This is a genomic window from Streptomyces africanus, from assembly GCF_030816955.1.
Taxonomy (GTDB): Bacteria; Actinomycetota; Actinomycetes; order Streptomycetales; family Streptomycetaceae; genus Streptomyces; species Streptomyces africanus.
This window is the reverse complement of record NZ_JAUSYP010000001.1, coordinates 1,351,095-1,374,739: the sequence shown is the minus strand read 5'-3', so window position 1 is coordinate 1,374,739 and position 23,645 is coordinate 1,351,095. Positions and strand designations below refer to the sequence as shown.

General features: G+C 73.3%; 18 protein-coding genes and 1 pseudogene. 10 read left to right on the top strand and 9 right to left on the bottom strand.

Annotated elements, in window-relative coordinates; translation table 11 throughout:
- Nucleotides 1-73: 73 nt before the first annotated feature.
- The gene (locus QF034_RS06460) at nt 74-1,165 is read left to right on the top strand and encodes an IS630 family transposase (RefSeq protein ID WP_307173531.1); all 1,092 of its coding nucleotides are present in this window, start codon (nt 74-76) and stop codon (nt 1,163-1,165) included.
- Here the strand turns inward: QF034_RS06460 and QF034_RS06455 are convergent.
- Together QF034_RS06455 and QF034_RS06450 are read right to left on the bottom strand one after the other, a co-directional pair.
- Nucleotides 1,162-2,856, bottom strand: coding sequence for a hypothetical protein (locus tag QF034_RS06455; protein WP_307174024.1), 1,695 nt, complete (start codon nt 2,854-2,856; stop codon nt 1,162-1,164). The two genes, QF034_RS06460 and QF034_RS06455, sit on opposite strands and share 4 nt — an antisense overlap.
- Nucleotides 2,857-2,893: 37 nt before the next feature.
- Nucleotides 2,894-3,088, bottom strand: coding sequence for a hypothetical protein (locus tag QF034_RS06450; protein WP_030843336.1), 195 nt, complete (start codon nt 3,086-3,088; stop codon nt 2,894-2,896).
- A gap of 293 nt (nt 3,089-3,381) precedes the next feature.
- Here QF034_RS06450 and QF034_RS06445 point away from each other — a divergent pair, with 293 nt between their 5' ends.
- From QF034_RS06445 to QF034_RS06425, 5 genes are all read left to right on the top strand, one after another.
- Nucleotides 3,382-3,774: an ankyrin repeat domain-containing protein gene (locus QF034_RS06445; protein ID WP_307174023.1), complete on the top strand. Its 393-nt coding sequence runs from the start codon at nt 3,382-3,384 to the stop codon at nt 3,772-3,774.
- 300 nt (nt 3,775-4,074) lie between these two features.
- On the top strand, nt 4,075-5,493 hold the full coding sequence (locus tag QF034_RS06440) for an amino acid adenylation domain-containing protein (RefSeq protein ID WP_307174022.1): 1,419 nt from the start codon (nt 4,075-4,077) through the stop codon (nt 5,491-5,493).
- A 231-nt stretch (nt 5,494-5,724) separates the two neighbouring features.
- Entirely contained in the window at nt 5,725-6,852 is a 1,128-nt protein-coding gene (locus QF034_RS06435) for a glycosyltransferase family 4 protein (protein ID WP_307174021.1), read from the top strand.
- Nucleotides 6,849-8,051 (top strand): glycosyltransferase, encoded by a 1,203-nt coding sequence (locus tag QF034_RS06430; RefSeq protein ID WP_307174020.1) that lies wholly within the window; start codon nt 6,849-6,851, stop codon nt 8,049-8,051. Before QF034_RS06435 ends, QF034_RS06430 begins: the two co-directional genes overlap by 4 nt.
- Nucleotides 8,048-8,938, top strand: a complete 891-nt coding sequence (locus tag QF034_RS06425; RefSeq protein ID WP_307174019.1) for an SGNH/GDSL hydrolase family protein — start codon at nt 8,048-8,050, stop codon at nt 8,936-8,938. The genes QF034_RS06430 and QF034_RS06425 overlap by 4 nt, the downstream gene beginning before the upstream one ends.
- A 33-nt stretch (nt 8,939-8,971) precedes the next feature.
- Here QF034_RS06425 and QF034_RS06420 read toward each other — a convergent pair whose 3' ends face one another.
- Genes QF034_RS06420 through QF034_RS06400 form a run of 5 tightly spaced genes read right to left on the bottom strand, consistent with a single transcriptional unit; the run spans nt 8,972 to nt 13,369 of the window.
- Nucleotides 8,972-9,841: a 5-oxoprolinase subunit C family protein gene (locus QF034_RS06420; RefSeq protein WP_307174018.1), complete on the bottom strand. Its 870-nt coding sequence runs from the start codon at nt 9,839-9,841 to the stop codon at nt 8,972-8,974.
- Nucleotides 9,838-10,464, bottom strand: coding sequence for a 5-oxoprolinase subunit B family protein (locus QF034_RS06415; protein ID WP_307174017.1), 627 nt, complete (start codon nt 10,462-10,464; stop codon nt 9,838-9,840). The genes QF034_RS06420 and QF034_RS06415 overlap by 4 nt, the downstream gene beginning before the upstream one ends.
- A complete protein-coding gene (locus QF034_RS06410; RefSeq protein WP_307174016.1) occupies nt 10,461-11,219 on the bottom strand; it encodes a LamB/YcsF family protein in 759 nt (252 codons plus the stop codon). Before QF034_RS06410 ends, QF034_RS06415 begins: the two co-directional genes overlap by 4 nt.
- Nucleotides 11,220-11,237: 18 nt before the next feature.
- Nucleotides 11,238-12,071, bottom strand: coding sequence for a putative hydro-lyase (locus tag QF034_RS06405; protein WP_307174015.1), 834 nt, complete (start codon nt 12,069-12,071; stop codon nt 11,238-11,240).
- Nucleotides 12,068-13,369 (bottom strand): MFS transporter, encoded by a 1,302-nt coding sequence (locus QF034_RS06400; RefSeq protein WP_307174014.1) that lies wholly within the window; start codon nt 13,367-13,369, stop codon nt 12,068-12,070. The genes QF034_RS06405 and QF034_RS06400 overlap by 4 nt, the downstream gene beginning before the upstream one ends.
- Nucleotides 13,370-13,540: 171 nt before the next feature.
- Here QF034_RS06400 and QF034_RS06395 point away from each other — a divergent pair, with 171 nt between their 5' ends.
- Genes QF034_RS06395 through QF034_RS06380 form a run of 4 tightly spaced genes read left to right on the top strand, consistent with a single transcriptional unit; the run spans nt 13,541 to nt 21,426 of the window.
- Nucleotides 13,541-14,236, top strand: coding sequence for a GntR family transcriptional regulator (locus tag QF034_RS06395; RefSeq protein WP_307174013.1), 696 nt, complete (start codon nt 13,541-13,543; stop codon nt 14,234-14,236).
- A gap of 57 nt (nt 14,237-14,293) precedes the next feature.
- Complete coding sequence (locus QF034_RS06390; RefSeq protein WP_307174012.1) at nt 14,294-15,820, top strand: hypothetical protein; 1,527 nt, start codon at nt 14,294-14,296, stop codon at nt 15,818-15,820.
- Between the two features lie 31 nt (nt 15,821-15,851).
- Nucleotides 15,852-16,733 carry a hypothetical protein gene (locus tag QF034_RS06385; protein ID WP_307174011.1) on the top strand — a complete coding sequence of 294 codons (882 nt, stop codon included), beginning with the start codon at nt 15,852-15,854 and terminating at the stop codon, nt 16,731-16,733.
- Nucleotides 16,734-16,788: 55 nt separating this feature from the next.
- Nucleotides 16,789-21,426 carry a hypothetical protein gene (locus QF034_RS06380; RefSeq protein WP_307174010.1) on the top strand — a complete coding sequence of 1,546 codons (4,638 nt, stop codon included), beginning with the start codon at nt 16,789-16,791 and terminating at the stop codon, nt 21,424-21,426.
- 49 nt (nt 21,427-21,475) lie between these two features.
- On the opposite strand, the pseudogene QF034_RS06375 reads toward QF034_RS06380, so the two are convergent.
- Nucleotides 21,476-22,932 (bottom strand): annotated as a pseudogene (locus QF034_RS06375) (APC family permease).
- 144 nt (nt 22,933-23,076) lie between these two features.
- Entirely contained in the window at nt 23,077-23,640 is a 564-nt protein-coding gene (locus QF034_RS06370) for a hypothetical protein (RefSeq protein ID WP_307179816.1), read from the bottom strand.
- Nucleotides 23,641-23,645 lie beyond the last annotated feature (5 nt).

Here is a 23,645-nt window from a genome sequence, read left to right as displayed (position 1 = left end):
GCTCGTGGCTGCGGCGATCGGCCTGGTTGACCGCGGCTAGTGACCTGAGTCAGAGATTCGTCGTTAGTCGGGCATGAGTCGTCCGGGTCCGAAGATTCCGCCGTTGTCGGTCACTGATGCCCAGCGGGCGGTGCTGGAAGGCTGGCTACGTCGACGTAGGACGGCTCAGGCTCTGGCCCAGCGGTCTCGGATCGTGCTGGAGTGCGCCGAGGGCCACTCGATCATGGAGGTGTCCCGTCGGCTGCAGATCGTTCCGGACACGGTCCGCACCTGGCGGCGTCGCTTCATCGAGCGGGGTCTGGACGGCTTGTGCGACGACCCCAGGCCCGGCGTCCCCCGGAAGATCACCGATGCCGACGTCGAGCGGGTCATCGTCAAGACGCTCGAGGAGACACCGAAGAACGCCACCCACTGGTCGACGAGGTCGATGGCCGCTGCCACGGGCATGTCCCAGTCGACGATCTCGCGGATCTGGCGGGCGTTTGCCCTGGCCCCGCACCGGTCGCAGACGTTCAAGCTGTCCACGGACCCGCTGTTCATCGACAAGGTCCGTGACGTCGTCGGTCTGTATCTCGATCCGCCGGAAAAGGCTTTGGTGCTCTGCGTGGACGAGAAGTCGCAGATCCAGGCCCTGGACCGGTCGCAGCCGGTTCTGCCGATGGTACCTGGCGTTCCCGAACGCCGCAGCCACGACTATGTCCGGGCCGGCACCACGACCCTCTTCGCCGCCCTGGAGGTCGCCACCGGCAAGGTCATCGGCTCCCTCCACCGCCGCCACCGGGCAGCGGAGTTCAAGAAGTTCCTCGCGAAGCTGGACAGGGAAGTCCCGGCTGATCTGCAGGTTCATCTGATCCTGGACAACTATGCGACTCACAAGACGCCCGACATCAAACGGTGGCTGCTGGCCCACCCGCGGTTCCGCCTGCACTTCACACCGACCAGCGCGTCCTGGCTGAACCTGGTCGAGCGGTGGTTCGCCGAGCTGACCCAGAAGAAGCTCAAGCGCGGCGTCCACCGCTCCGTCCAAGCCCTCGAACGCGACATCCGGGCCTGGCTCACCGACTGGAACGAGCACCCCAGACCGTTCGTCTGGACGAAGACCGCCGACGAAATCCTCGACAAAGTCGCCGCCTACTGCCGACGAATCTCTGACTCAGATCACTAGGACGTCTTCGTGGGTTTGGTCAGTACGGGGACCGGCTTTCGTTCCGCCGGTTCGGGTTCCGGTTCCGTCAGTACCGGTACTGGCTCGGATTCCACGGGCTCCGGTTCCGCCGGCTCAGGCTCGACCAGCTCCGGTTCTCCCTGCGACGGATCCGGGTCGGGCACCGTCTCCCCGTCCGCCGGTGTCGTGCGGGGCGGCAGGAGGTCCAGCACCGCCTGGCGGAGGGCGTCGGACGTCGCGTCGTCGTAGGGGTTGGGGGTGGCCGGGACCTGGAGGCGGTGGACCGGGCCCGTGCCCAGGCGGGCGTAGCCGCGGCCGGGCGGGACCTGGTCGACGGGCGTGGTGTGCGGGGGCGCGCCCAGGACCGACTCGACCTGGGCGGCCGTCGCCGGGCCGAGGATCACGCGCGCGCGGGTGTGCTGCCGTACGGCGTCGGTGAGGGTGTCGACGCTGTCGAGCTGGTCGGCCACCACCACCGTCACGTTCGCCGGACGGCCGTGCCGCAGGGGGACCTGGAGGAGGGCCTGGGGATCCTTGCGGTCGTCGGCGGCGGCCAGGTGGGTGAAGGCCGTCGGGCGGTCCAGGAGGATCCACAGGGGGCGCTTGGTGTCGTCGGGCGGCGGGTGGCCCGCCTGGTGGGCGCGGTTGGCGGCGATGAGGCGGCGCTCGGTCTCGGTCGCGGCCCACTCCAGGATGGCGAGTGCCCCGGTGAGCCCGCACTCGACGGCCAGGACGCCGTCCCGGCCGGTCAGGCAGGCGTACTCGCCGGTGCCGCCGCCGTCGACGATCACCACGTCGCCGTGCTGGAGGGCCTGGAGGGCGATGGACCGCAGCAAGGTGGAGGTGCCGCTGCCGGGCTGGCCGAGGGCGAGCAGATGGGGCTCGGTCGAACGCAGGCCCGTGCGCCAGACGACCGGGGGCGCGTCCCGCCGCTGTTCGCCGTAGGTGAGGGGGAGCGTGCGCCGGACCTCGGTGGGGTCGGTGAAGCCGAGGACCGTCTCGCCGGGGGTGGTGACGAAACGCTGGGCGGCGATGTCGACGGGCAGCGGCAGGAGCACGCTGACCGTCAACTGGTTGCCCTCCTCGTCCCACGTGAAGTGGTATTCGCGGCCCCGGCCCGACTTGGCCGCGAGCAGGTGCTCGATCCGGGTGCGGACTTCGGCCTCGCCGTCGGTGAAGTACGCCGGGTAGCGGACCACCAGGTGCGAGATCCGGCCGGCGCCGTCGAACGCGTAGGTGGGGAAGGCCTTGTCCCACGCACCGCCGTGGGCGTACAGCGGCTCGGGGTCCTCGGTGGCGGAGAAGTGCGGCACGAGGGCCTCGTAGAGCGCCTTGAGGCGTTCCGACTGCGACTCGTCGGGCCCGTCGGACGCCGCCGGGGCGCGGTCCCGGCCCTTCCAGGCCGCGGCCGCCATCAGGGTGACGGCGGCGCACAGCGGTCCGTAGGGCAGCAGCGCCACGACCAGGAGCACGGAGGCGACGAGGAACAGCAGCGCCCCCCGTCTCTCCTTGGGGGTCTCGGTCCATCTGCGCCGCCCGGCCGCTGCCAGCCGGCGCAGACCGCGCGTGATCGTGATCAGCGGGTGGAGGACGTCCGTGGCGCTGTCGGCGGCCGTCCGGGCCAGCTCCCGGCTCCGGGCGAGCTGTGCGCTGCCGTTGCTCAGGATGCGGGGGAGGGGGCGCCGGGCCACTGCTGCCTCCAGGGAGTGCGTACGGGGAGCGGGGTCGTCAGAACTTGATTCCGCCGAGGAGGCTCGCCAGGCTCTCGCCGCCCGCCTTGATGCTCGGGGCGATGGCCGTGCTCGCCAGGTAGAAGCCGAACAGCATCGCCACCACCGCGTGCGACGCCTTCAGGCCGTCCTTGCGGAAGAAGATGAAGACGACGATGCCGAGCAGGACCACGCCTGAGATGGAGAGGATCATTTGAGATCTCCTGGTTCGCGGGGACAGTCACCATGAGTACTTCCAGGCTCACAGGATGTATCCATACGATAAAAGGTGCAACTGGGTGAAATTCGGACTATTCCGCCTGGCTGGCGGAGTGGTCCCCGGCCCGGTCGCGCTGGGCTGTTGCGCCCGGCGAGGTCTGTGGTGATCTTTACCTCGGGCACATCGGGTCATGTGCCGCGCGAGCCAGTACTCTGGCGATTCACTCGTACGGCTGCACCGCTGCAGGCGTACGCACCCGACGAGACGCGTGAGAGGCGGTCCGGCCGATGACCGAAGTCCCCGACCCCGAGGTCGTGGAGCTGGCGACCAAGATCTTCGATCTGGCCCGGCGGGGACAGACGGAGGCGCTCGTGGCATACGTCGACGCGGGTGTCCCGGCCAACCTCACCAACGACCGCGGTGACTCGCTCGTGATGCTCGCCGCCTATCACGGCCACTCCGAGGCGGTCCGCGCGCTGCTCGCCCGCGGCGCCGAGGCCGACCGGGTGAACGACCGAGGCCAGACCCCGCTCGCGGGAGCGGCCTTCAAGGGCGAGACGGGCGTCGTCAAGGCCCTCCTGGAGGGCGGCGCCGACCCGTCCGCCGGCACCCCCTCGGCGGTCGACACCGCCCGGATGTTCGGTCGGACGGAATTGCTCGAACTGTTCGGCGAGCACTGAGCCGACCAGTCTGACCTGGAACGACGACGAAAACGGGGGAGGCGGTACAGGGCCGCCGAAATTTCGGTCGCGGCAGATGGAACTGCCGGGTCATCATGACGACGTGGTTCACGGACGTGATGGCTGGGCAGCTGTTGCCGCACCGCGCGGACCGTGACCCGGTCCGCAAGGGCCACCGACGAGAGGCAGAGGAAGATGGTCTACAGCAAGCAGGAAACGGCGGACACTCCGACGTGTTGTCGCGCGGCCAGGTAGTACACGTCCCCGGTTGCGTCGACGCTTGATGTGAGGCTGTTTCCCATGTTCGATCCGGTCATAGCGCCCAGCGGTACGCTGCTCGGCCTGCTCCAGCGGGGCCGCGGCGACGGCACACTGCACGCGCTCACCGCCCCGCGTCCCGAGGCGCTCGCGGCACTGAACCACTGCGTGCTGCGCGATCCCCGCCACGACTGGCAGGTGGAGAACCGCTCCCTCTACTACGCCCGGCTCTTCCTCGACCTGAACGGCGAGCTGGACGAGATCGAGGCCCACCTCTTCGGTGCCGAGGACGTCCTCGACGCCGACGAGTCACGCACCGGGCTCGCCCTCGCCGTCCTCGGGCACCTCGCCTCCTACGGCAGGCGGGACGCGCTCGAACTGCTGCGCAGGTACGCCGCCCACGGCTCCAACTGGGCCTGGGCCCTCGACGAGCTGGCCCTCAGGGACGACGACGCGGGCCTGCGGGCCCTCGCCGCACCGGTCCTCGCGCGGTTCCCGGCCGATCCGGAGGGCGACGCCGAGCTGGCCGCGACCGTCCGTGACGCCTTCGAACCCCGGCCGTGGCGGCTGTGGGCCGAGGATCCGCGCGAATCCATCGCCACACGCGTGCGTGCCGCCCACGAGACAGGCTGTTTCGACCGCTGGCAGCGGCAGATGCGGCCGGCCGGACCCCGCCCCGGGTGGAGTGTGCAGGCCGTTTTCGAATGGGCCCAGCAAGGCCTCGAACGGGGCGCGGCGCTCCATGTCCCGGCCGCCCGCTGTCTCACCGCCGTGGCGGGGCCCGAGGACCGGGCCGAGATCATCCAGGCGGCGAAGGACGGCGGCGACGGAGCCCGGTGCACCGCCCTGCGCTACCTCGCCGACGGCAACGATCCCGACGCCCTCGGTCTGATCGAGGGCGCCGTGGCCACCGGCTCGACGGTCGTCGTGGACGCCGCCGTCGACGCTTTCGAACGTATGCGCTCGCTCGCCGCCGTCGACCAGGCGCGCGGCTGGGCCCGGCGGCCGGACGCGCTGGGCGCCGCCGCCGGACGCGTCCTCGCCTGCCGGGGCGGCGCGCAGGACCGCGACCTGGTCCTCGCGGCACTGCGCGAAGCCGTACGGGGCGACGGCCCCGACGCACCGACCCTGTGGACGCTGGTCGACGGCACCGGACGGCTCGGCATCGCCTGCGCCGCACCCGTGCTCCGCCACATCTACCGCGAGACCGCCTCCTCCCAGTTGCGCTGCCGGGCCGCCCGCGCCCTCGCCGCCACCGACCCCTCCTTCGCCACCGGCTTCGCCGTCGAGTGCCTGTGGGACTGCGAGGAGACCACCCGGGAGATCGCCGCCCGGCATGCCGAGACCGGAGACGCCCGTGTCGTCGAGCGACTGCGCCGGCTCGCCGCCGACCCGGCCGAGGAGGCCGAGGTCCAGACGGCCGTACGCAGCCGGATCGGTCCCGAGGAGACCGCCGTGTGACCCCTCTGCGTGAGCGGGTTGACTCCCTTGGGGCAAGGGCGCGGGGACGGATTGCGCAAGGACGCCAGGGCGGAATCAGGCCGCCCGGGTGAACGCGGGATGACTCGCGGGCCAGGAGCGCATGGCCGCGGCCTGACCTGCGCGGGTGCACCTCAGAACGCTCATGGGACGTTCCTCGTCCGGAAAGATCCACGTTGACGCGGCCACGTCCGGCACGGCGAGAACACCGGTATGCGTGTCGTCATCGTGACCGAATCCTTTCCCCCCGATGTGAACGGCGTGGCCCACTGCGCGCTCCAGACCGCCCGGCACCTCGTCGATCGCGGTCACGCCCCCGTCGTCGTCGCCCCGGCCCCCGCGCCCGGGAGCAAGCCCGACGCCGACGCGCCGTGCCCCGTCGTCCACGTCCCCTCCCTCCCGCTCCCCGGCTACTCCCAGGTCCGCATCGCCCTCCCCAGCCGCCGCCTGGCCGCCACCCTCGCCGAGCACCGCGCCGATGTCGTCCACCTCGCCAGCCCCTTCGTCCTCGGCGTGCGCGGCATGGCCGTCGCCGCCCGCCTCGGCATCCCCGCCGTCGCCGTCTACCAGACCGACCTGGCCGGATACGCCCGTACGTACATGGGTGCCGGGGAAGCCGCCGCCTGGCGGCGGATCCGCTCCGTGCACGGCGCCGCCGACCTCACCCTCGCCCCGTCCAGCGCGTCCCTGCGCGACCTCACGACGCACGGAGTGCCCCGGGTCGAGCTGTGGCCGCGCGGCGTCGACACCGAACGTTTCCGGCCCGACCGCCGCGACGAGGCCCTGCGTCGCGAACTCGCCCCGAACGGTGAGCTGATCGTCGGCTACGTCGGCCGGCTCGCCCCCGAGAAGCAGGTCGAACTCCTCGCCGGTGCCTGCGGCCTGGAGGGCGTCCGGGTCGTGGTCGTCGGCGACGGCCCGAGCCGGCCCGGCCTGGAACAGGTGCTGCCCGGCGCGGTCTTCCTCGGCCGCCGTACCGGCGACGATCTGGCCCGGGTCTTCGCCTCGCTGGACGCCTTCGTGCACACGGGTCCCTTCGAGACCTTCTGCCAGACGGTGCAGGAGGCCATGGCCAGCGGCCTGCCCGTCGTGGCTCCCGCCGCGGGCGGGCCGCTGGACCTGGTCGCCCACGGGCGCACGGGCCTGCTGGTGCCGCCGCGCGACGCGAGTGCCGTACGGGACGCGGTACGGGCCCTGGCCGCAGACGCCGGGCTGCGCGCCGCCTTCGGGGTCGCCGGGCGCGCCACCGTGGAGGGCCGCACCTGGGCGGCCGTCGGGGATCAGCTGATCGGGCACTACGCGCACGTGCTCGCCGGGCGCAGGACGGCGGTGGCGGCATGAGCGTCTCGCGTCCGGGTGACGGCAGCCGCAGCCGTCAGTCGCTGCGGATCGTGCGGCTCGCCAACTTCGTCGCGCCCGCGTCCGGCGGTCTGCGCACCGCCCTGCGCGAACTCGGCAAGGGCTTCAAGGCGGCGGGGCACGAACCCGTCCTCGTGGTCCCCGGCGAGCGGATGAGCGACCGTGAGACCGAGCAAGGGCGGGTGATCACCCTCCCCGGGCCGCTGCTGCCCGGCACCGGCGGCTACCGCGTGCTCGCCGACAAGCGGCGGGTGGCCCGGCTCCTGGAGGAGCTCGCGCCGGACCGGCTGGAGGTGTCCGACCGTACGACCCTCAGGTGGACCGGCAAGTGGGCGCGGCGCGCCCGGATCCCGGCCGTGATGGTCTCCCACGAGACCGCCGACGGGGTGCTGCGCACCTGGGGCCTGTCCGAGGGGGCCGCCCGGCGGGCCGCCGACGCCCTCAACGTCCGCACGGCCCACACGTACGCGCGCGTCGTGTGCACCACCGAGTTCGCCGAGCGGGAGTTCGTGCGGATCGGGGCACGCAACGTCGTCCGAGCCCCGCTGGGCGTCGATCTGGCGCAGCGGCACCCCGCGCTGCGCGACCCGGAGCTGCGGGCACGGCACGCGCGCGTGGACGAGACGCTGCTGGTGATGTGCTCGCGGCTGTCCGTGGAGAAGCGGCCCGGCACGGCGTTGGACGCCCTGGAGGCGCTGCGGTGGCGCGGGCGCCGGGCGGTGCTGGTGGTGGCCGGGGACGGGCCGCTGCGCGCCCGGCTCGAACAGCGGGCGCGCGAGAGCGGCCTGCCGGTCACCTTCCTCGGGCACGTCTCCGACCGCGGGCTGCTCGGCGCGCTCCAGGCGTCCGCCGACGTGGCCCTGGCGCCGGGGCCCGCCGAGACGTTCGGGCTCGCCGCGCTGGAGGCCATGGCGTGCGGCACGCCCGTGGTGGCGAGCGCGTCGTCCGCGCTGTCGGAGGTGATCGGCTCCGCCGGGGCCGTCGCGGGGGACCACGGGGGGGCCTTCGCGGACGCCGTGGACCTGCTGCTGGAACGACGGGAGGCGGACCGGCGCGAGCGGGCACGCGCGCGTGCGGAGTGCTTCGGCTGGGACGCGGCGGTCGACGCGTTCCTCGCCGCGCATGACGCGGCTGTCCCTGCGCGTCCGGTTCAGCCCTTCGTGCCCGGGGGCGTGGCATGAGACCCCCGCGGTTCGAGGGGCCCGTGAGGTTCGTGGCCCTCGGCGACTCACTCACCGAGGGCGTGGGGGATCCCGTCGGCCACGGGGCGTGGCGCGGCTGGGCAGCGCTGCTCGCGGACGGGCTCGCCGAGGGGCCCGCGGGGCTCTTCGAGGGACCCGTCCGGTTCACCAACCTCGCGGTGAGCGGGTCGCAGACCCGGGACGTGCTGGAGCGGCAGTTGCCTGCCGCGTTGGAGCTGCGGCCCGACCTCGTGTCCGTCGTCATCGGCGTCAACGACACCCTGCGCTGCACCTTCGACATCCAGGCCGTGGCGGCCCGGCTCGACCAGATGTACGCGGCCTTCACCGAGCGGGGCGCGGTCCTGCTCACCGCCTGTCTGCCCGACCCGGGCACGATGCTCGGGCTGCCGGGGGCACTGGCCCACCCGCTGGCACGGCGGCAGCGGGCCGTGAACGCGGTCGTCCATGCCCTGTCCGACCGGTACGGGGCTCTGCACCTGCACGCGTGCGAGGGCGACTGGATCACGGACCGTGCCTTGTGGAGCGCGGACCGGTTGCACCCCGGAGAGCGCGGGCACCGGCAGCTGGCCCTGCGTTTCCACGCGCTGCTCGCTGAACACGGCCTCGCGACGGGGCCCGTGCCCTCGCCCGAGCCCGAGTCCCCCGTCCCGACCAGGGCGGCGAGCCTGTGGTGGCTGGCCACGGCGGGCACCGGCTGGGTGGCCCGCCGGTGCACCGACCTGCTGCCCCAGCTCCTGACGCTCGCCGCCGACGAGCTCCGGCACCGTGCCCGGGGTACGAGCGCCCGGCTCGATCTGCGGGCCTCCGCGGCCGTGTCCGCCGCGCTGGCCGCCCTGTCTTTGGCGGAGCAGCCGGACGCGGCCTGACGGGGCGGCGGCGACCGACATGGTCCGGCCGGTTCAGCGGCGCCGTACGGCCGTGAAGCGGACCGGCGTGCCCGGAACCGCCTGGGCGGCGGCCGCCAGGTCGGCGGCGCGGACCACCGCGATCACCGGATAGCCCCCGGTGGTCGGGTGGTCGGCGAGGAACACCACCGGCCTGCCGTCGGGCGGCACCTGGACGGCGCCCAGCACCATGCCCTCGCTGGGGAGTTCTCCGGGCCTGGCCCGCTCCAGGGCGGCCCCCTCCGTGCGCAGCCCGATGCGGTTGCTCGCCGGGGACACCCGGTAGGGGCGCGAGACGAAGGTGCGTACGGCCTCCGGCGTGAACCAGCCGTCGCGCGGCCCGAGTGTCACCCGCAGGACCAGCTCGGCCGGTGGCGCCGGCTGCGGGGCGACGTCCACGCGCGCCTGGACGCCCGAGGGCCGGCCCAGGGGCAGCACCGTGCCGTCCGTGAGAGGGGGCGGCCCGAGCCCCGACAGCAGGTCCGTCGAGCGGCTGCCGAGCACCGGCTCGACGGTGATGCCCCCGGAGACGCCCACGTAGCTGCGCAGGCCCGACACGGCAGGCCCGACGTCCAGCAGCGCCCCGGCGGGCACGCGCACCGGCGCTCCCCAGGCGACGGGCCGTCCGTCCACCGTGACCCGGCAGGGCGCGCCCGCCACGGCCACGGTGACGGTGGAACGGGGCCGTACGGTGCAGCCGTTGACGGTCGTCTCCAGCACGGCCGCCTCGGGCGGATTGCCCGTCAGCCGGTTGACGAGGTCCGCCGCGGGCCGGTCCAGGGCCCCGGAGCGGGGCACACCGAGGTGGGCGTGCCCGGGGCGTCCCAGGTCCTGCACGGTGGTCAGGGCCCCGGCCCGGACGACGGCGAGCGCGCGGTCGGTCACGGGTGCCCCACCGGCTCGACGGGGACGAACCGCACCCGCGTGCCCGGCGACAGCAGCGCGGCCGGCACGCGCGCGTGGTCCCACAGGACGGCGTCCGTCGTGCCGATCAGCTGCCAGCCGCCCGGCGACGAGCGCGGGTACACGCCCGTGTACGGGCCCGCCAGCGCCACCGAACCGGCCGGGACGGCCGTGCGCGGGGTGGCCCGGCGCGGGACGTCGTAGCGCGGGGGCAGGCCGGTGAGGTAGCCGAAGCCGGGGGCGAAGCCGCAGAAGGCGACCCGGAACTCCGTCCCCGAGTGGAGGCGGGCGACCTCCCGCTCCGGCACGCCCCAGTGCGCGGCGACATCGGCCAGGTCCGGGCCGTCGTAGCGCACCGGGAGCTCGACCACGGCACGCGCGCGTGGGGGAGCGGGCGGCAGTTCGGCGGCGGTCAGTTCGGCGGCCACCCGGGCGGGGGCGTCGAGGCCGTCGAGGAGGACCGTGCGGGCCGCGGGCACGATCTCGCGGGCCGACAGCGTGCCCTCCGCGCGGCGGCGCAGCAGCTCCGCGTGCAGGGCCTGGGCCTCGTCGCCCGAGGAGACCTCGACGAGCAGGGCGTCCTCGCCGACCGGCAGGACCTTCATGCGAAGGCCTCCACCCGGACGCCCGACGCCTCCAGGCGCTCCCGCACGCGGCGGGCCAGCTCCACCGCGCCGGGTGTGTCGCCGTGCAGGCACAGGGAACGCGCGCGTACCTCGATCCGGGTCCCCGAGCGGGAGACGACCTCGCCGGAGCGGGCCAGGCCGAGCGACCGTTCCACGACGGTGTCGGGGTCGGTGACCACGGCGCCTTCCAGGGTGCGCGGCACGAGGGTGCCGGCGTCGGTGTACGCCCGGTCCGCGAACGCCTCCGTGACGACCGGCAGTCCGGCCTTCCCGGCCAGCTCCAGCAGGCGCGAGCCGGGCAGGCCCAGCACCGGCATCGAGGCGTCCGCGAGGAGCACGCCGTCCACGACCGCGCCGGCCTGCTCCTCGTCGTGCACGACGCGGTTGTAGAGCGCGCCGTGCGGTTTCACGTAGGCCACGCGGGCACCCGCCGCGCGGGCGAAGACCTCCAGGGCGCCGATCTGGTAGGCCACCTCGGCCGCCAGCTCGGCGGGCGGCACGTCCATCGCGCGCCGCCCGAACCCGGCCAGGTCCCGGTAGGACACCTGGGCGCCGATCCGGACGCCGCGCTCGGCCGCCAGCTCGCACACCCGGCGCATGGTGGCCGGGTCCCCGGCGTGGAAGCCGCACGCCACGTTGGCGCTGGTGACGACCGACAGCAGGCGTTCGTCGTCGGTGAGCCGCCAGCGGCCGAAGCCCTCGCCGAGGTCGGCGTTCAGGTCGATGGACGTCATAGCGAGTCGGGTCTCCTGTCAGGCCACGCGGTACTGCTCGTCGCGGGCGTCGGTGAGGAACATCTGCCCGGGGGCGTGCGTGAGGGCGAACGGCGGGCGGGAGGCCATCACGGCCGCCTGCGGGGTCACTCCGCAGGCCCAGAACACCGGGATGTCGTCCGGCTCGGCGGCCACCGGGTCGCCGAAGTCGGGACGGCCGAGGTCGTCGATGCCGAGCCCCGCGGGATCGCCGCAGTGTACGGGGCTGCCGTGCACCGCCGGCAGCAGACTGCTCTCCCGGATCGCCGCCGCCAGGTGTGGGGGCGGCACCGGCCGCATGGACACCACCAGCGGCCCGTGCAGCCGTCCCGCCGGACGGCACTGCCGGCTGGTGACGTACATCGGGACGTTGCGGCCCTGCTCGACGTGGCGGATCGGCACGCCCGCCTCGCTCAGCGCCCACTCGAAGGTGAAGCTGCACCCGATCAGGAACGACACCAGGTCGTCCCGCCAGCACGCGCGCACGTCCGTCGGCTCGTCCACCAGCTCGCCGTCCCGCCACACCCGGTAGCGCGGCAGGTCGGTGCGCAGGTCCGCGCCCTCCGCGAGCACGGTGGTCCAGGACCCGGCGTCGGTGACGTCGAGGACGGGGCACGGCTTGGGGTTGCGCTGGCAGAACAGCAGCATGTCGTAGGCCCAGTCGGCGGGCACCGAGATCAGGTTGACCTGGGTGTGGCCCGCGGCGACCCCGGCCGTGGGGCCTGTCAGGCCCTCCCGGAAGCGGGCCCGGGCCGTTTCCGGGCTCCACGCGCGCGCGTGCTCGTCGACGAGGACGACGGGACGGTCCCCGGTCTCGGTGCTCGTGCGGTTCATGTGAGCTCCTTCCCGCGCGTCTCCGGCAGCCCGAGCAGCGCCAGGGCCGCGATGCCGTAGCCGATCGCCCCGAAGACCAGCGCGCCGCCCACACCCCAGCTGTCGGCCAGGAACCCGACCGTCGTCGGGAAGACGGCACCCACCGCGCGCCCGGTGTTGTACGTGAATCCCTGCCCCGTGCCGCGCACCGCCGTCGGGTACAGCTCGCTCAGGTACGAGCCGAAGCCGCTGAAGATCGCCGACATGCAGAACCCGAGCGGGAAACCGAGCACCAGGAGCAGGGTGTTGGCGCCGCTCGGGATGTTCGCGTACGCCAGGATGCAGATCGCCGACAGCAGGGCGAAGAGCCAGATGTTGCGCCGCCGGCCCAGCTTGTCGGTGAGGTAACCGCCCGTCAGATAGCCGATGAAGGCGCCCGATATCAGGAACGTCAGATAGCCGCCGGTGCCGACGACCGACAGGTCGCGCTCGGACTTGAGGTAGGTCGGCACCCAGGTGGCCAGCGTGTAGTAGCCGCCCTGGACGCCGGTCGAGAGCAGCCCGGCGAAGATCGTCGTCCGCAGCAGGCCCGGCTTGAAGATCGCCGTGAACGAACCCTTCTCCGCGCTCTGTTCACGAGCGGCGGCCGCCTCGGGCGCGTCGTGCACACTGCGCCGCACCCAGATGACGAGCAGCGCGGGCAGCGCCCCGGTCCAGAACATGATGCGCCAGGCCAGGTCGTCGCCGGCCACCGAGAAGACCACGGTGTAGACGACCGCCGCGAGGCCCCAGCCCACGGCCCAGGAGCTCTGGATGGCGCCGAGGGTGCGCCCCCGGTGCCTGGCGCTCGCGTACTCGGCGACGAGGATCGCGCCGACCGCCCATTCGCCGCCGAAACCGAGGCCCTGGAGGGCGCGGAAGACCAGCAGCGTCTCGTAGTTGGGCGCGAAGCCGCAGGCGACGGTGAAGACCGCGTAGGTGATCACCGTGAGCATCAGCGCCTTCACCCGGCCGATGCGGTCCGCGAGGACACCCGCGAGGGCGCCGCCGATCGCGGAGACCACCAGCGTGACCGTCGTGAAGAGGCCGGTCTGGCCGCTGCTCAGGCCGAAGTAGGCGGACAGCGCGACCATGCTCAGCGGCAGCGTGAAGTAGTCGTACGAGTCCAGGGCATAGCCGCCGAAGGCACCGGTGAAGGCGCGCCGGCCGCGCGGGCCCAGGGCGCGCAGCCAGCCGAACGCCCCGTCACCGCCGGTGTGTTCGGCCGCCGCGGAGCGCGTGTCGTCGGTCAGGGCCTGTTGTGGAGGAGTCGTGCTCATGGGCACCTCGAAGAGGGGGACGGAGGGTGCTTCGGACTGAGCAGTGGGGGTGCTCTGTGAGTGAGCCCGGCCGCTTCGGGAGCGAGCCGTGCCTAGCACCGTAGAGGATTGTTCAACGATCCCTCAATACCCATGTTGGTTCGTTCTTGCGATCTGCGATTGAATTCCGGCATGGCAGAGCAGCTGAGGGACCTTTCCGACGACCGGGCTCTCCTGGGGCGCACCAGCACCGCCGAGCGCGTCTCGGACATCCTCAGGAGCCGGATCGCCGAGGGCTATTTCCCGCCCGGGACCCGGCTGTCGGAGGACAGCATCGGCGGCGCGCTCGGCGTCTCCCGCAACACGCTGCGCGAGGCGTTCCGGCTGCTCACGCACGAACGCCTGCTCGTCCACGAGCTGAACCGGGGCGTTTTCGTCCGGGTCCTGACCGTCGAGGACGTCGAGGACATCTACCGCACCCGCAGGCTCGTCGAGTGCGCCGTCGTGCGAGGTCTCGGCGAGCCGCCCTACGGCCTCGACGGGCTCGCCGGCGCTGTGGAGGAGGGGCGGCAGGCGGCGCGGGAAGGCGACTGGAAAGGAGTGGGCACGGCCAACATCCACTTCCACCGGGAGCTGGTCGCCCTCGCGGCGAGCGAGCGCACCGACGAGCTGATGCGGAGCGTGTTCGCCGAACTCCGCCTCGCGTTCCACGTGGTGGACGAACCGCAGCGGTTGCATGAGCCGTACATCGCGCGAAATATCATGATTCTTGAGGCTCTTCAGGCAGGAGACCGGGGCAAGGCCGAGCGTCTGCTCGCCGGTTACCTGGACGACTCGCTGCAACGGGTCGTCGAGGTGTACCGGCGGCGGGTCGGCGAGGACGGCTGACCAGGCCCACCCGCGTCGTTTGGGTCGTTGTCAGACCCAGGACCTAGTCTGTGCACCGTGACTTCGCCTGCATCGACGGACAGCGTTCCGCCCCAGCTCAGCGCGGGGCCGCGCCCCGCCCCGGGGCCGGCCGCCGACGAGGGCCTGGCGCGGCGCCTGCGCGCGCTGGCCTGCACCGCGCCGCTGCACGACCTCGACGCGCGCAAGGCCAACCTCGCCGGTGAGTACTCGGTGTACGGCATGGCGGAGGTCGCCCTCGCGGCCATCGACCTGGTCACGCTGAACATGGACTTCGACACGGGCGCGGACCACGACCAGATCGTCGCCCGCCTCGTCCCGCGCATCGCCGCCCAGGCGCCGCAGCGCCCCGCCGCCGAGCATGAGCGGGTGGCCCGCTGGGTCCTGGAGAACCTGATCAACGTCGGCAGCGTCGACCGCGGCTTCCGCGCCGTGTACGGCACGTTCGGCGCGGACGGCACCTATGTGCGCCGTGACTACGACTTCAAGCTGATCGAGGAGGTCCCGGGCCCGGGCGGCACGGTCTACCTGCGCACGACGGACGAGGCGGTCAACGTCCTCGTCGGCGCCCTCGACACGGACGTCACCAGCGCGCAGATCGCCGCCGAAGTCAAGCTGGAGGTGCTGATCAGCCGCGGCCGGCTCGCCGACGCACAGCTCGCGGCCGAACAGGCCCGCTACCGCACCGTGCAGTACTCGGAGACCCTGCGCCGCGCCCTGGAGGCCACCCGGCGCAACGTGCGCGCGGTGGACTGGCTCACCACCGTGCCCGACATGATCGCCGAGGCCCTGGAGCACGTGGCCGACCGCTATCGCCACGAGAACGCGATCCTCACGAACATCCGCAAGGCCCGTGACGAGTCCGAGGGGCCCGAGCACAAGCGCCGCGCCGCCGAACTCGTCGACATCGTCAAGGACTGCATCCGGCGGCACACGCAGTTGCAGTCCCGGCTGCTCGAGGCCGGACCGCTGTTCCGCGCCGAGCAGGACCGGCAGGCCTTCGCCACACCGGCCGCCACCTCCGGAATAGACCTCTACGGGCACCTCGTCTCGCCCGTCCTGCCGCTGCCGCTGGAGCAGGCCGTGCGGGTCACGGACGCGTTCTTCGGGCACGGCACGGGGCTGCGGACACCGGTGTCCGTCCGGGTCGGGGACCTTGTCGACATACTGCTGACGCCGCCGCTGGAGCGGGAGCACCTGGGTGCGGAGATGCCCGAGCCGGACCTCATCGCCACGCCCGACGACAGCCGCTTCAGCGAGGAGCAGATGGCGGCCGCGCAGGAGCTGCTCGACCTGCCGGCGGATGCGCCGCGCCGGTTGTCCGGGCTGCTGGCCGAGGCCCGGCGGCAGGATCCCGAACTGCCGTATCTGGTGGCCTTGCTGGCGGTGCACGCCGCGAGTCCGCCGGTCGGTACGGCCTATCGCCAGGGCGAGCAGAAGCTGCTGTTCGCCGTGGACGACGGGACCGAGCTCGATGATCCGGAGTTCGGCGGGTCGGATCTCATCGTCGGTACCGCGCTGCTGGACGCGGCGGGGATGGCGGCGGACCGGACGGAAGCAGCATGAGTCAGTACGAGTGGCACAAGGAGTCCCGACCGTGAGCGAGCATGTCGAGTGGAGTGAGCCGGAAGCCCCGGCCCCGACGGCCTCGGCCGCCGTCACTCCCGCCGACGCCGCCGACGCGGCTCGGCTCGTGTCCTTCGGGCTGCAGCCCAAGCTCCAGCCCGCGCGCGACCAGGAGTACGCGGACCTGCTGCGGCGCTACCGGGAGGACCCCCCCTTCGCGCGGCTCGCCGACGCCGTGGCGACCGGCCTGGGGCTGATCGTGCTGGAGGTGTCCCCGCGCGCGGGCATGGCCGTGACCGCCGCCGAGGACTCGGTGTTCGCCGTCCGCATGGGCGACTACGCGCGTCGTACGTCCGCCGACGGCGGCGACCGGTTCCTGCACGGGCTCGCCCATCTCGCCGTCGCCGCCATGGCGTTCCCGCGCCCCGAGGACCTCGCCGACGACGGCTACATCGGCCGCGTCACGGTCAACGGCGTCGACGCCTTCGTGCGCCAGGCCTGCCGCCGCCTGGAGGAGCGGGCCGCCGAACAGGGCGAGAACACCGACCCGGCCACCGACGCTCCCGGCCTGGAGGCCGCCTGGCGGATCTGGGTGCGGCGCAGCTCGACCGGGGCCACCAAGGACGCGCGCCGGCTCGCCGGTTCGACCACCGGCATCGTCGCCAAGGCCGTCGCGTTCCTCACCGACTCCGGTTTCCTCCAGCGCACCGGCGACGACAACGGCGGCACGTACCGCACGACCGCCCGCTACCAGCTCCAGGTCCGCGACATGGCCGGCAGCGCCGCCCTGGCCGAGCTGCTGGAGCTGGGCGTCGTCCCGGTCACCGACGGCACGCCGACGCTGCTGCCCCCCGAGGAGAGCGACGACCTGGATCTGGTCGCCGACGCCGGGCTGCCGTTCCACTCCTCCTGAACTCCCCACCACTCCTGCTGAACCCCCACCTCACGAAGCCTTACGAGAGTCCGCCATGTACGAGCTGTCCCGGGTCCGCCTCTACTCCATCGGGCCCGCCGGTGCGCGTTACGCCGACACCGTGCTTGACCTGCGCGGCGTGGGCGAGCCCGTGCCCGACCCCGCGCCCACGCAGGCGGAGTTCTTCGAGGAGGAGCCCGTCGGCCCGCCGCGCCGGCCGGCGCCCGCGGGCGTGCTCTTCCTGGAGAACGGCGGCGGCAAGTCGGTGTTGCTCAAGCTGATCTTCTCCGTGATGCTGCCGGGGCACCGCAACACGCTCGGCGGCGCCAGCTCAGGCGTGCTGCGCAAGTTCCTGCTCGCCGACGACTGCGGCCATGTCGCGCTGGAATGGCAGCACGTGCTGACCGGCGAGTGCGTCGTCGTCGGCAAGGTCAGCGAGTGGCGCGGACGGCAGGTCTCCAACGACCCGCGCAAGTTCGCCGAGGCCTGGTACTCCTTCCGGCCCGGGCCCGGACTGAGCCTCGACAACCTTCCCGTGGCCGAGTCCACCGCCGTACGGGCCCCGGTCGAGGGCCAGTCGGGCGCGCGCGGCCGGCGTCGCACCATGAAGGGCTTCCGTGACGCCCTCATGGAGGCGGGCAAGACGTATCCGCACCTGGAGGTGCACTGGGAGGAGATCCACGACCGCTGGATCGAGCACCTCGGCGACCTCGGCCTCGACCCCGAACTCTTCCGTTACCAGCGGGAGATGAACGCCGATGAGGGTGAGGCCGCAGGTCTCTTCGCGGTCAAGAAGGACGCCGACTTCACCGACCTGCTGCTGCGCGCCGTCACCGACACGCGTGACACCGACGGGCTGGCCGACCTGGTCAGCGGATTCGGCAACAAGCTGGGCCGGCGCGCCGAGCTGATCGCCGAACGCGACTTCACCGCCGGGTCCGTCGACCTGCTCGGCCGGATCGTCGAGGCCGCCGAGGCCCGCTCACGCGCGCGGGACATCCATGCCGCAGCCGAGCGCCGGACCCGGACCCTGGCGCGCAGACTGTCCGCGCGCGGCGTGCAGGAGCGGGCCCGGGCCGCCGATCTGGCCCAGCGGGTCACCGCCGCCGCGTACGCCGTCACCCACGCGGAGGCGGCCCGTGAACGCAGCGCGCTGATCTCCGCCGAACTGGCCTACCGGCACGCCTCGCTGGCCCTCGCCGCGGCCGAGAAGTCCGCCGCCGCGCAGAAACGCGAACTGGCCGACGCCCGCACGCTGTACTCCGCGTGGCAGGCCGCCGAGGCCGTACTGCGCCACCGCGCCGCCGCCGACCGCGTCACCCGCGTGTCCGCCGCGATCCAGGAGGCGGAACGCGACGCCGCTCCGGCCCTCGCCGCCCGCTCCAAGGCCGCCGTCGACCTCGTACGAGCCCTGCACGCGGCCGCGGAGAACGCCGAGAACCACGCCAACGAGGAGGAGGAGCGCTCCGCCGCCCTCCAGGAGGTCAGCGACGCCGCCTACCGGGACTCCACCGCCGCCGCCACACAGGCGCAGCGGGCCCGCAGCGAGGTCGGGCACCTCAAGCAGCGTCTCGCCGAGGTCGAGCAGGAGACCGCCGAGGCGGTCCGGGCCGGCTGGCTCGACGACAGCGCGCCCGACGCCGACCCGGCCCGGGCGGCCCTCGCCGCCAGCGACGCCGAGAAGACCGCCGTCGCGGCCTGGGACTCGGCCCGCGAGGCCTCCCACCGGGCCACCGAGCACGCGCGCGAGGCCGGTGCTGCCGAGACCCGCGCGGAACTGACCGCGGCCCGTGCGGCGGACGCGGCCACGGCGGCCGAGCGGTCGTACGAGGCCGAGCGCCGCACCGCCGAGGCACTGGCGAGGGAGGAGCGGCTGGCGGAACTGCTCAGCCTGACCTCCGAGACCCGCCCGGGCATCCCGCAGCCCCGCCACGGCACGGACAGCGAGCCGGCCACCCGGCCCGCCCCCGGCCGGCATGGCCTCAGCCCCGAGGAGCTCGACCGCTTCGCCGACGACCTGCGCGAACTGCTCGACGACGCCGTCAGCTCGGCCGAACGGCAGCTGTTCGACCTGCGTACGGCCGCCGCCGACGACTCCCGGATCCTCGGCGCGCTCGGTGACGGCGGGCTGCTGCCGCCCGGCCCGGACGTGCTGGCCACGGTCGAGTTCCTCGGCGAGCACGGCATCCCCGCGCTGCCCGGCTGGCGCTACCTCGCGCAGGCCGTCGACCCGGCCGACCACGCGCGCGTCCTGGCCGCCCGGCCCGAACTGGTCGACGGCGTGATCATCACCGACCCCGACTCCCACGCACGCGCCCGGGAGGCGCTGGGCGACGCGGCGCTGCTGCCCCGTTCCGCCGTGGCCGTCGGCACGGCCGCCGCCCTGCTCGCCCCGACCCCCGCCCCGGACACCGACAGCGGCGACGTGTTCCTCGTCCCGCCGAACCCGGCCATGCACGACGAGCATGCCGCCGACGAGGAGCGGCAGGCGCTGCGCGCCCGGGCGGCCGAGCGGGACGAGGAGATCCGCACACTCGCCGCCCGGCTCGGCAAGGACCGCGAACTGGCCGCCCGGCTCGCCTCCTGGCGCACCGGCTGCCCGGCCGGCCGGCTGGCCGAACTGGCGCAGGCGGCACACGACACCCGTGCCTTCGCCGAGGAGGCGGAAGCCGAGCTGGCCGAGGCGCGCACGGTGCGGGCGGAGGCCGAGGAGGCCGCCGCGGAGGCCGCGCGCGTCCGGGACGAGCGGCAGGAGACCGCCCAGAAGGCCCGCCGCTCCGCCGACGCCCTCGCCGGGCTCGCCTTCCGGCTGCGCGAGCGGGCCGGCTGGCAGGTGAAGCTGCGCGAACTGGCCGACGAGGCGGCCGAATCCGAGGCGGCCGCCCAGGCCTGCCTGGAGCGGGCCCGGGCCGCAGACGAGGACCGGCGGGCCGCCCAGCGCGCCGCCGACGACGCCCGCCGCACGGCCCGCGCGCTGCGCGCCGAGCGCTCCGAGATCGCCGGCGCCCCCGACGACGTACCCGAGGACGACGCCCAGACCCCGAAAGCCTCCCTGCCCGCCCTGCGCGAGGCCTACCGGGCGGCGTCGCAGCTGTACGAGAAGGTGGGCGTCGGCGCCGACCTGCGGGCCGAGCAGGCCCGCGCGGAGAGCGACGAGAGCGCGGCCCGCGCGGAGCTGGACCGGCTGAGCAACAAGGTCCGCACGCGCGCGGAGCAGCTCCTCGAATCCCCCGACGGCTCCGACGGACCCAGCCGCCAGGCCGCCGCCGCCCGTGCCGAGGAGCTGGTGCAGCTCCTGGAGACCCGTATGTCGAGCGCGAGCGAGCAGCTCGGGCGGCTGCGCGGCGAGGCCGAGCGGCACGCGCCCGAGGAGGGCGAGGCGCACACCGACCTCCCCGAGGACCTCCAGCCGCGCGACGCCGAGCACGCGCAGGCCCTGCTGCGCACCGCGACGGCCGAACTCGCCTCCCACACCGAGGCGCTGAACCAGGCACGCGAGGCGCACGCCGAGCTCCTCGACGCCCACCGCGCCGCCGAGGACGCGGCGAGCGGCTTCGACGAGATCGCCGCCATGCTCCGCGACCTGCTGCGCGAGCACACCACGGAGGAGGAGCAGGAGGAGACCGAGCCGTACCCCGGCAGCCCGGAGGAGGCCCGGCAGTCGGCCGCCGAAGCCCGCCGCTCGCTGCGCGGCTGCGCCGCCGACCTGTCCGCCGCGGAGGCCGCCGTCCGCGAGGCCAGCGACATCCTCGTCCGGCACGCCAACTCCACGCGCTACGAGCAGGTCCGAACCCCGGCACGGCAGCAGATCCGCGAACTTCCCGCCTCCGCTCTGCCCGAACACGCCCAGAAGTGGGCCGACGCCTTCGCGCCCCGGCTCCGGGTCCTGACCGACGAGCTGGAGCAGCTGGAGCGCAACCGCGACTCGATCGTGGACCGCCTGCGCGGCCTGGTCGAGTCGGCCCTGGCCACCCTGCGCTCCGCCCAACGGCTCTCCCGCCTTCCGGAGGGCCTCGGCGAGTGGTCGGGACAGGAGTTCCTGCGGATCCGCTTCGAGGAGCCCGACCAGGCCACGCTCACCGAGCGGCTGGGCGAGGTCATCGACGAGGCGACCCGCGCCGCCGTCAAGAAAAACTCCGACCTGCGGCGTGACGGCATGTCCCTGCTGCTGCGGGGCGTCGCCGCGGCACTCCAGCCAAAGGGCGTCGCAGTCGAGATCCTCAAGCCCGACGCGGTTCTGCGCGCCGAGCGCGTCCCCGTCGGACAGATGGGCGACGTCTTCTCCGGCGGCCAGCTTCTCACCGCCGCGATCGCCCTGTACTGCACGATGGCCGCGCTGCGCTCGAACGACCGGGGCCGCGACAAGCACCGGCACGCCGGGACGCTGTTCCTGGACAACCCCATCGGCCGCGCCAACGCCACGTACCTGCTGGAACTCCAGCGGGCGGTGTCGGACGCGCTGGGCGTCCAGCTCCTCTACACCACCGGCCTGTTCGACACCACGGCGCTCGCCGAGTTCCCCCTGGTCATCCGCATGCGCAACGACGCCGACCTGAGGGCCGGCCTCAAGTACATCAGCGTCGAGGAACACCTCCGCCCGGGACTGCCGCCGCAGCCCCAGGCGGGGGAGGCCGTACACAGCGAGATCACGGCGACCAGGATGTACAAACGCCCCGCGTCCACGACGCCTTAGGGGCGGGGAGCCGCGCGACCGGCCACAACGGTTCGGGGGCCGACCGCGGTCAGGCGCTGTCGGCCCCCGGGGCGGCGACGGAAGCGGTGGCCCCGCCGTTCGAACGGTGCTCGGCGAGCACGCCGGTCCGGTGCCGCTGGACGAACCAGTAGTAGGCGAAGCCGCCGCCCGCGATGACGGCGACGAACAGCACCGCGCCCCAGCGCAGGTACCAGTGGTACGGGGCCGTGGCGTTGTAGACCGCGCCCCGGGGCCAGATCAGGTTCAGCGTCATGGCCGCGCCCCACAGCACGGCCAGGATGTTGACCGGCAGGCCCCAGCGGCCCAGCGAGAACCGGCCCTCGCCCGCGGGCTGCCACCTGCCGCGCAGCCGCGCGACCAGCAGCGGCACCGTGACGCCCAGGTAGGCGAGGTAGATCATGATGATGCCGATGCTGGTGACGACGGTGAAGATCTGCGGCTGGCGGATGTTGACCACCAGGATCGCCAGCGCCAGGATCCCGATGATCACGGTCGGCAGCACCGGTGTCCGGAAGCGCGGATGGCACTTGGCCAGCCGCGAGGAGGCGGGCAGGTTGTTGTCGCGGGCCATCGCGAACGCCAGCCGGACCGCCGCCGTGTGCACCGCCAGGGCGCACACCGTCACCGCGATCAGCACACACCACAGCATCGCCTTGCCGGCCGTCGGACCCAGCACGTCCAGGACGATGTATTGCAAGCCGTCCGTGGACAGCTTCTCGCCCTTCAGACTGGAGACGCTCATCAGGGCGAGCAGCAGGATCAGGCCGCCGAGCACGAAGGAGGCCACGATCGCCCGGATGATCGCGCGCGGCGCGTTCCGCGTCGGGTCCAGGGACTCCTCGCCGAGCGAGCCGCGGTGTCGAAGCCGTACATGACGTACGCCGAGGCCAGTGAGGCGACCAGGAAGGCGCCGAGGTAGCCGTAGCCGGCGCCGGTACCGTGCGTCTCCATCACGACCTGCGGACCACGCGTGATGTGGACCGCGAACAAGGCGATCAGTACGACAGTGGCGATCAACTCGATGAACACGCCCGCCGTGTTGATCGTGGCCATCAACGTGACGCCGAAGGCGTTGACCAGGGTGGTGAACAGGATCAACACGGCCGCCAGGATGACCGCGTTGGTCGCCACGTCGTACGTACCCGTGCCGTCCCCCACGAACTGGAAGAACGACGAGATCTGCGGCAGCGTCAGCTGGTAGGCCAGCGCCACGGCCGATATGGAAACGATCGAGGCGATCAGCATCATCCAGCCGGCGAGCCAGCCCAGATGCGGATTGCCTGTCTTCTTCGACCAGTTGTAGACGGAGCCCGCGACGGGATAGCGGGCGGCGAGCTCCGCGAAACACAGGGCGACCATGAACTGGCCGACGAAGACCATCGGCCACGACCACCAGTAGGCGGGACCGCCGCTGCCGTAGCCGAACTCGGTGAGTTCGGCGTCGTCCTGGCCGTGTGATTCCGTGGACTGCGCGGTCGGTCTCATGGGTGGTTCCTCAAGGGGCGTTCTCTCAGGGCGGCTTGATCAGTCGAACCAACCCTGAGGTGGGGAACCGGTGTTGCGCCAGATGGACTGCAGGAAACCGCCCCTCCCGCCGTCACTCACAAGCGGGCCACCTGCCCGTCCACGCTACGAGTGGGCCACCTGCCCGGCCCCGCCCCGCCGGCGTATCCGCTCCTGTGCCCGCTCGGCGGCGCGCGCCTGCCGCCGGGCCCGGCGGCGCTCGCGTCGCAGGGCCCGTGCCGTGCTGCTCGGCACGGACACCACGCCGTTGCGCTGGTTCCAGACCTGACGCGTCACCCACACGTCGAGTGCTCCCCAGGTCGCCACGATCGTGCTGACCACGCTGCTGATCACCATCGGGAACGCCAGCCAGGATCCGGCCATCGTGCACAGGAAGGCCACCATGGCCTGAAGCAGCGTCAGGGCGATGAGGAGTACCGACCGCACGGCGGCTGTCCGCACGGGATCCGGCAACCGGCGCCGCCGCGCCGGCTCCTCGACCCACAGAGGCCGGTAGTACTGCTGCTCGCGCACGTCACGGCCCGCCCCTTGAGCCGGGACCCTCGCCCCGCGAGTCGTGCTCTCCGCCTCGTCAGCCGCGTTGTCGCGATCAGTCGCCTCGCCCTCCTGATGCGCTGTTACTTGCACCCCGCCCGCCCTGGGCGCCCTGCTCCGCTCCGCCGTGCCCATCACCG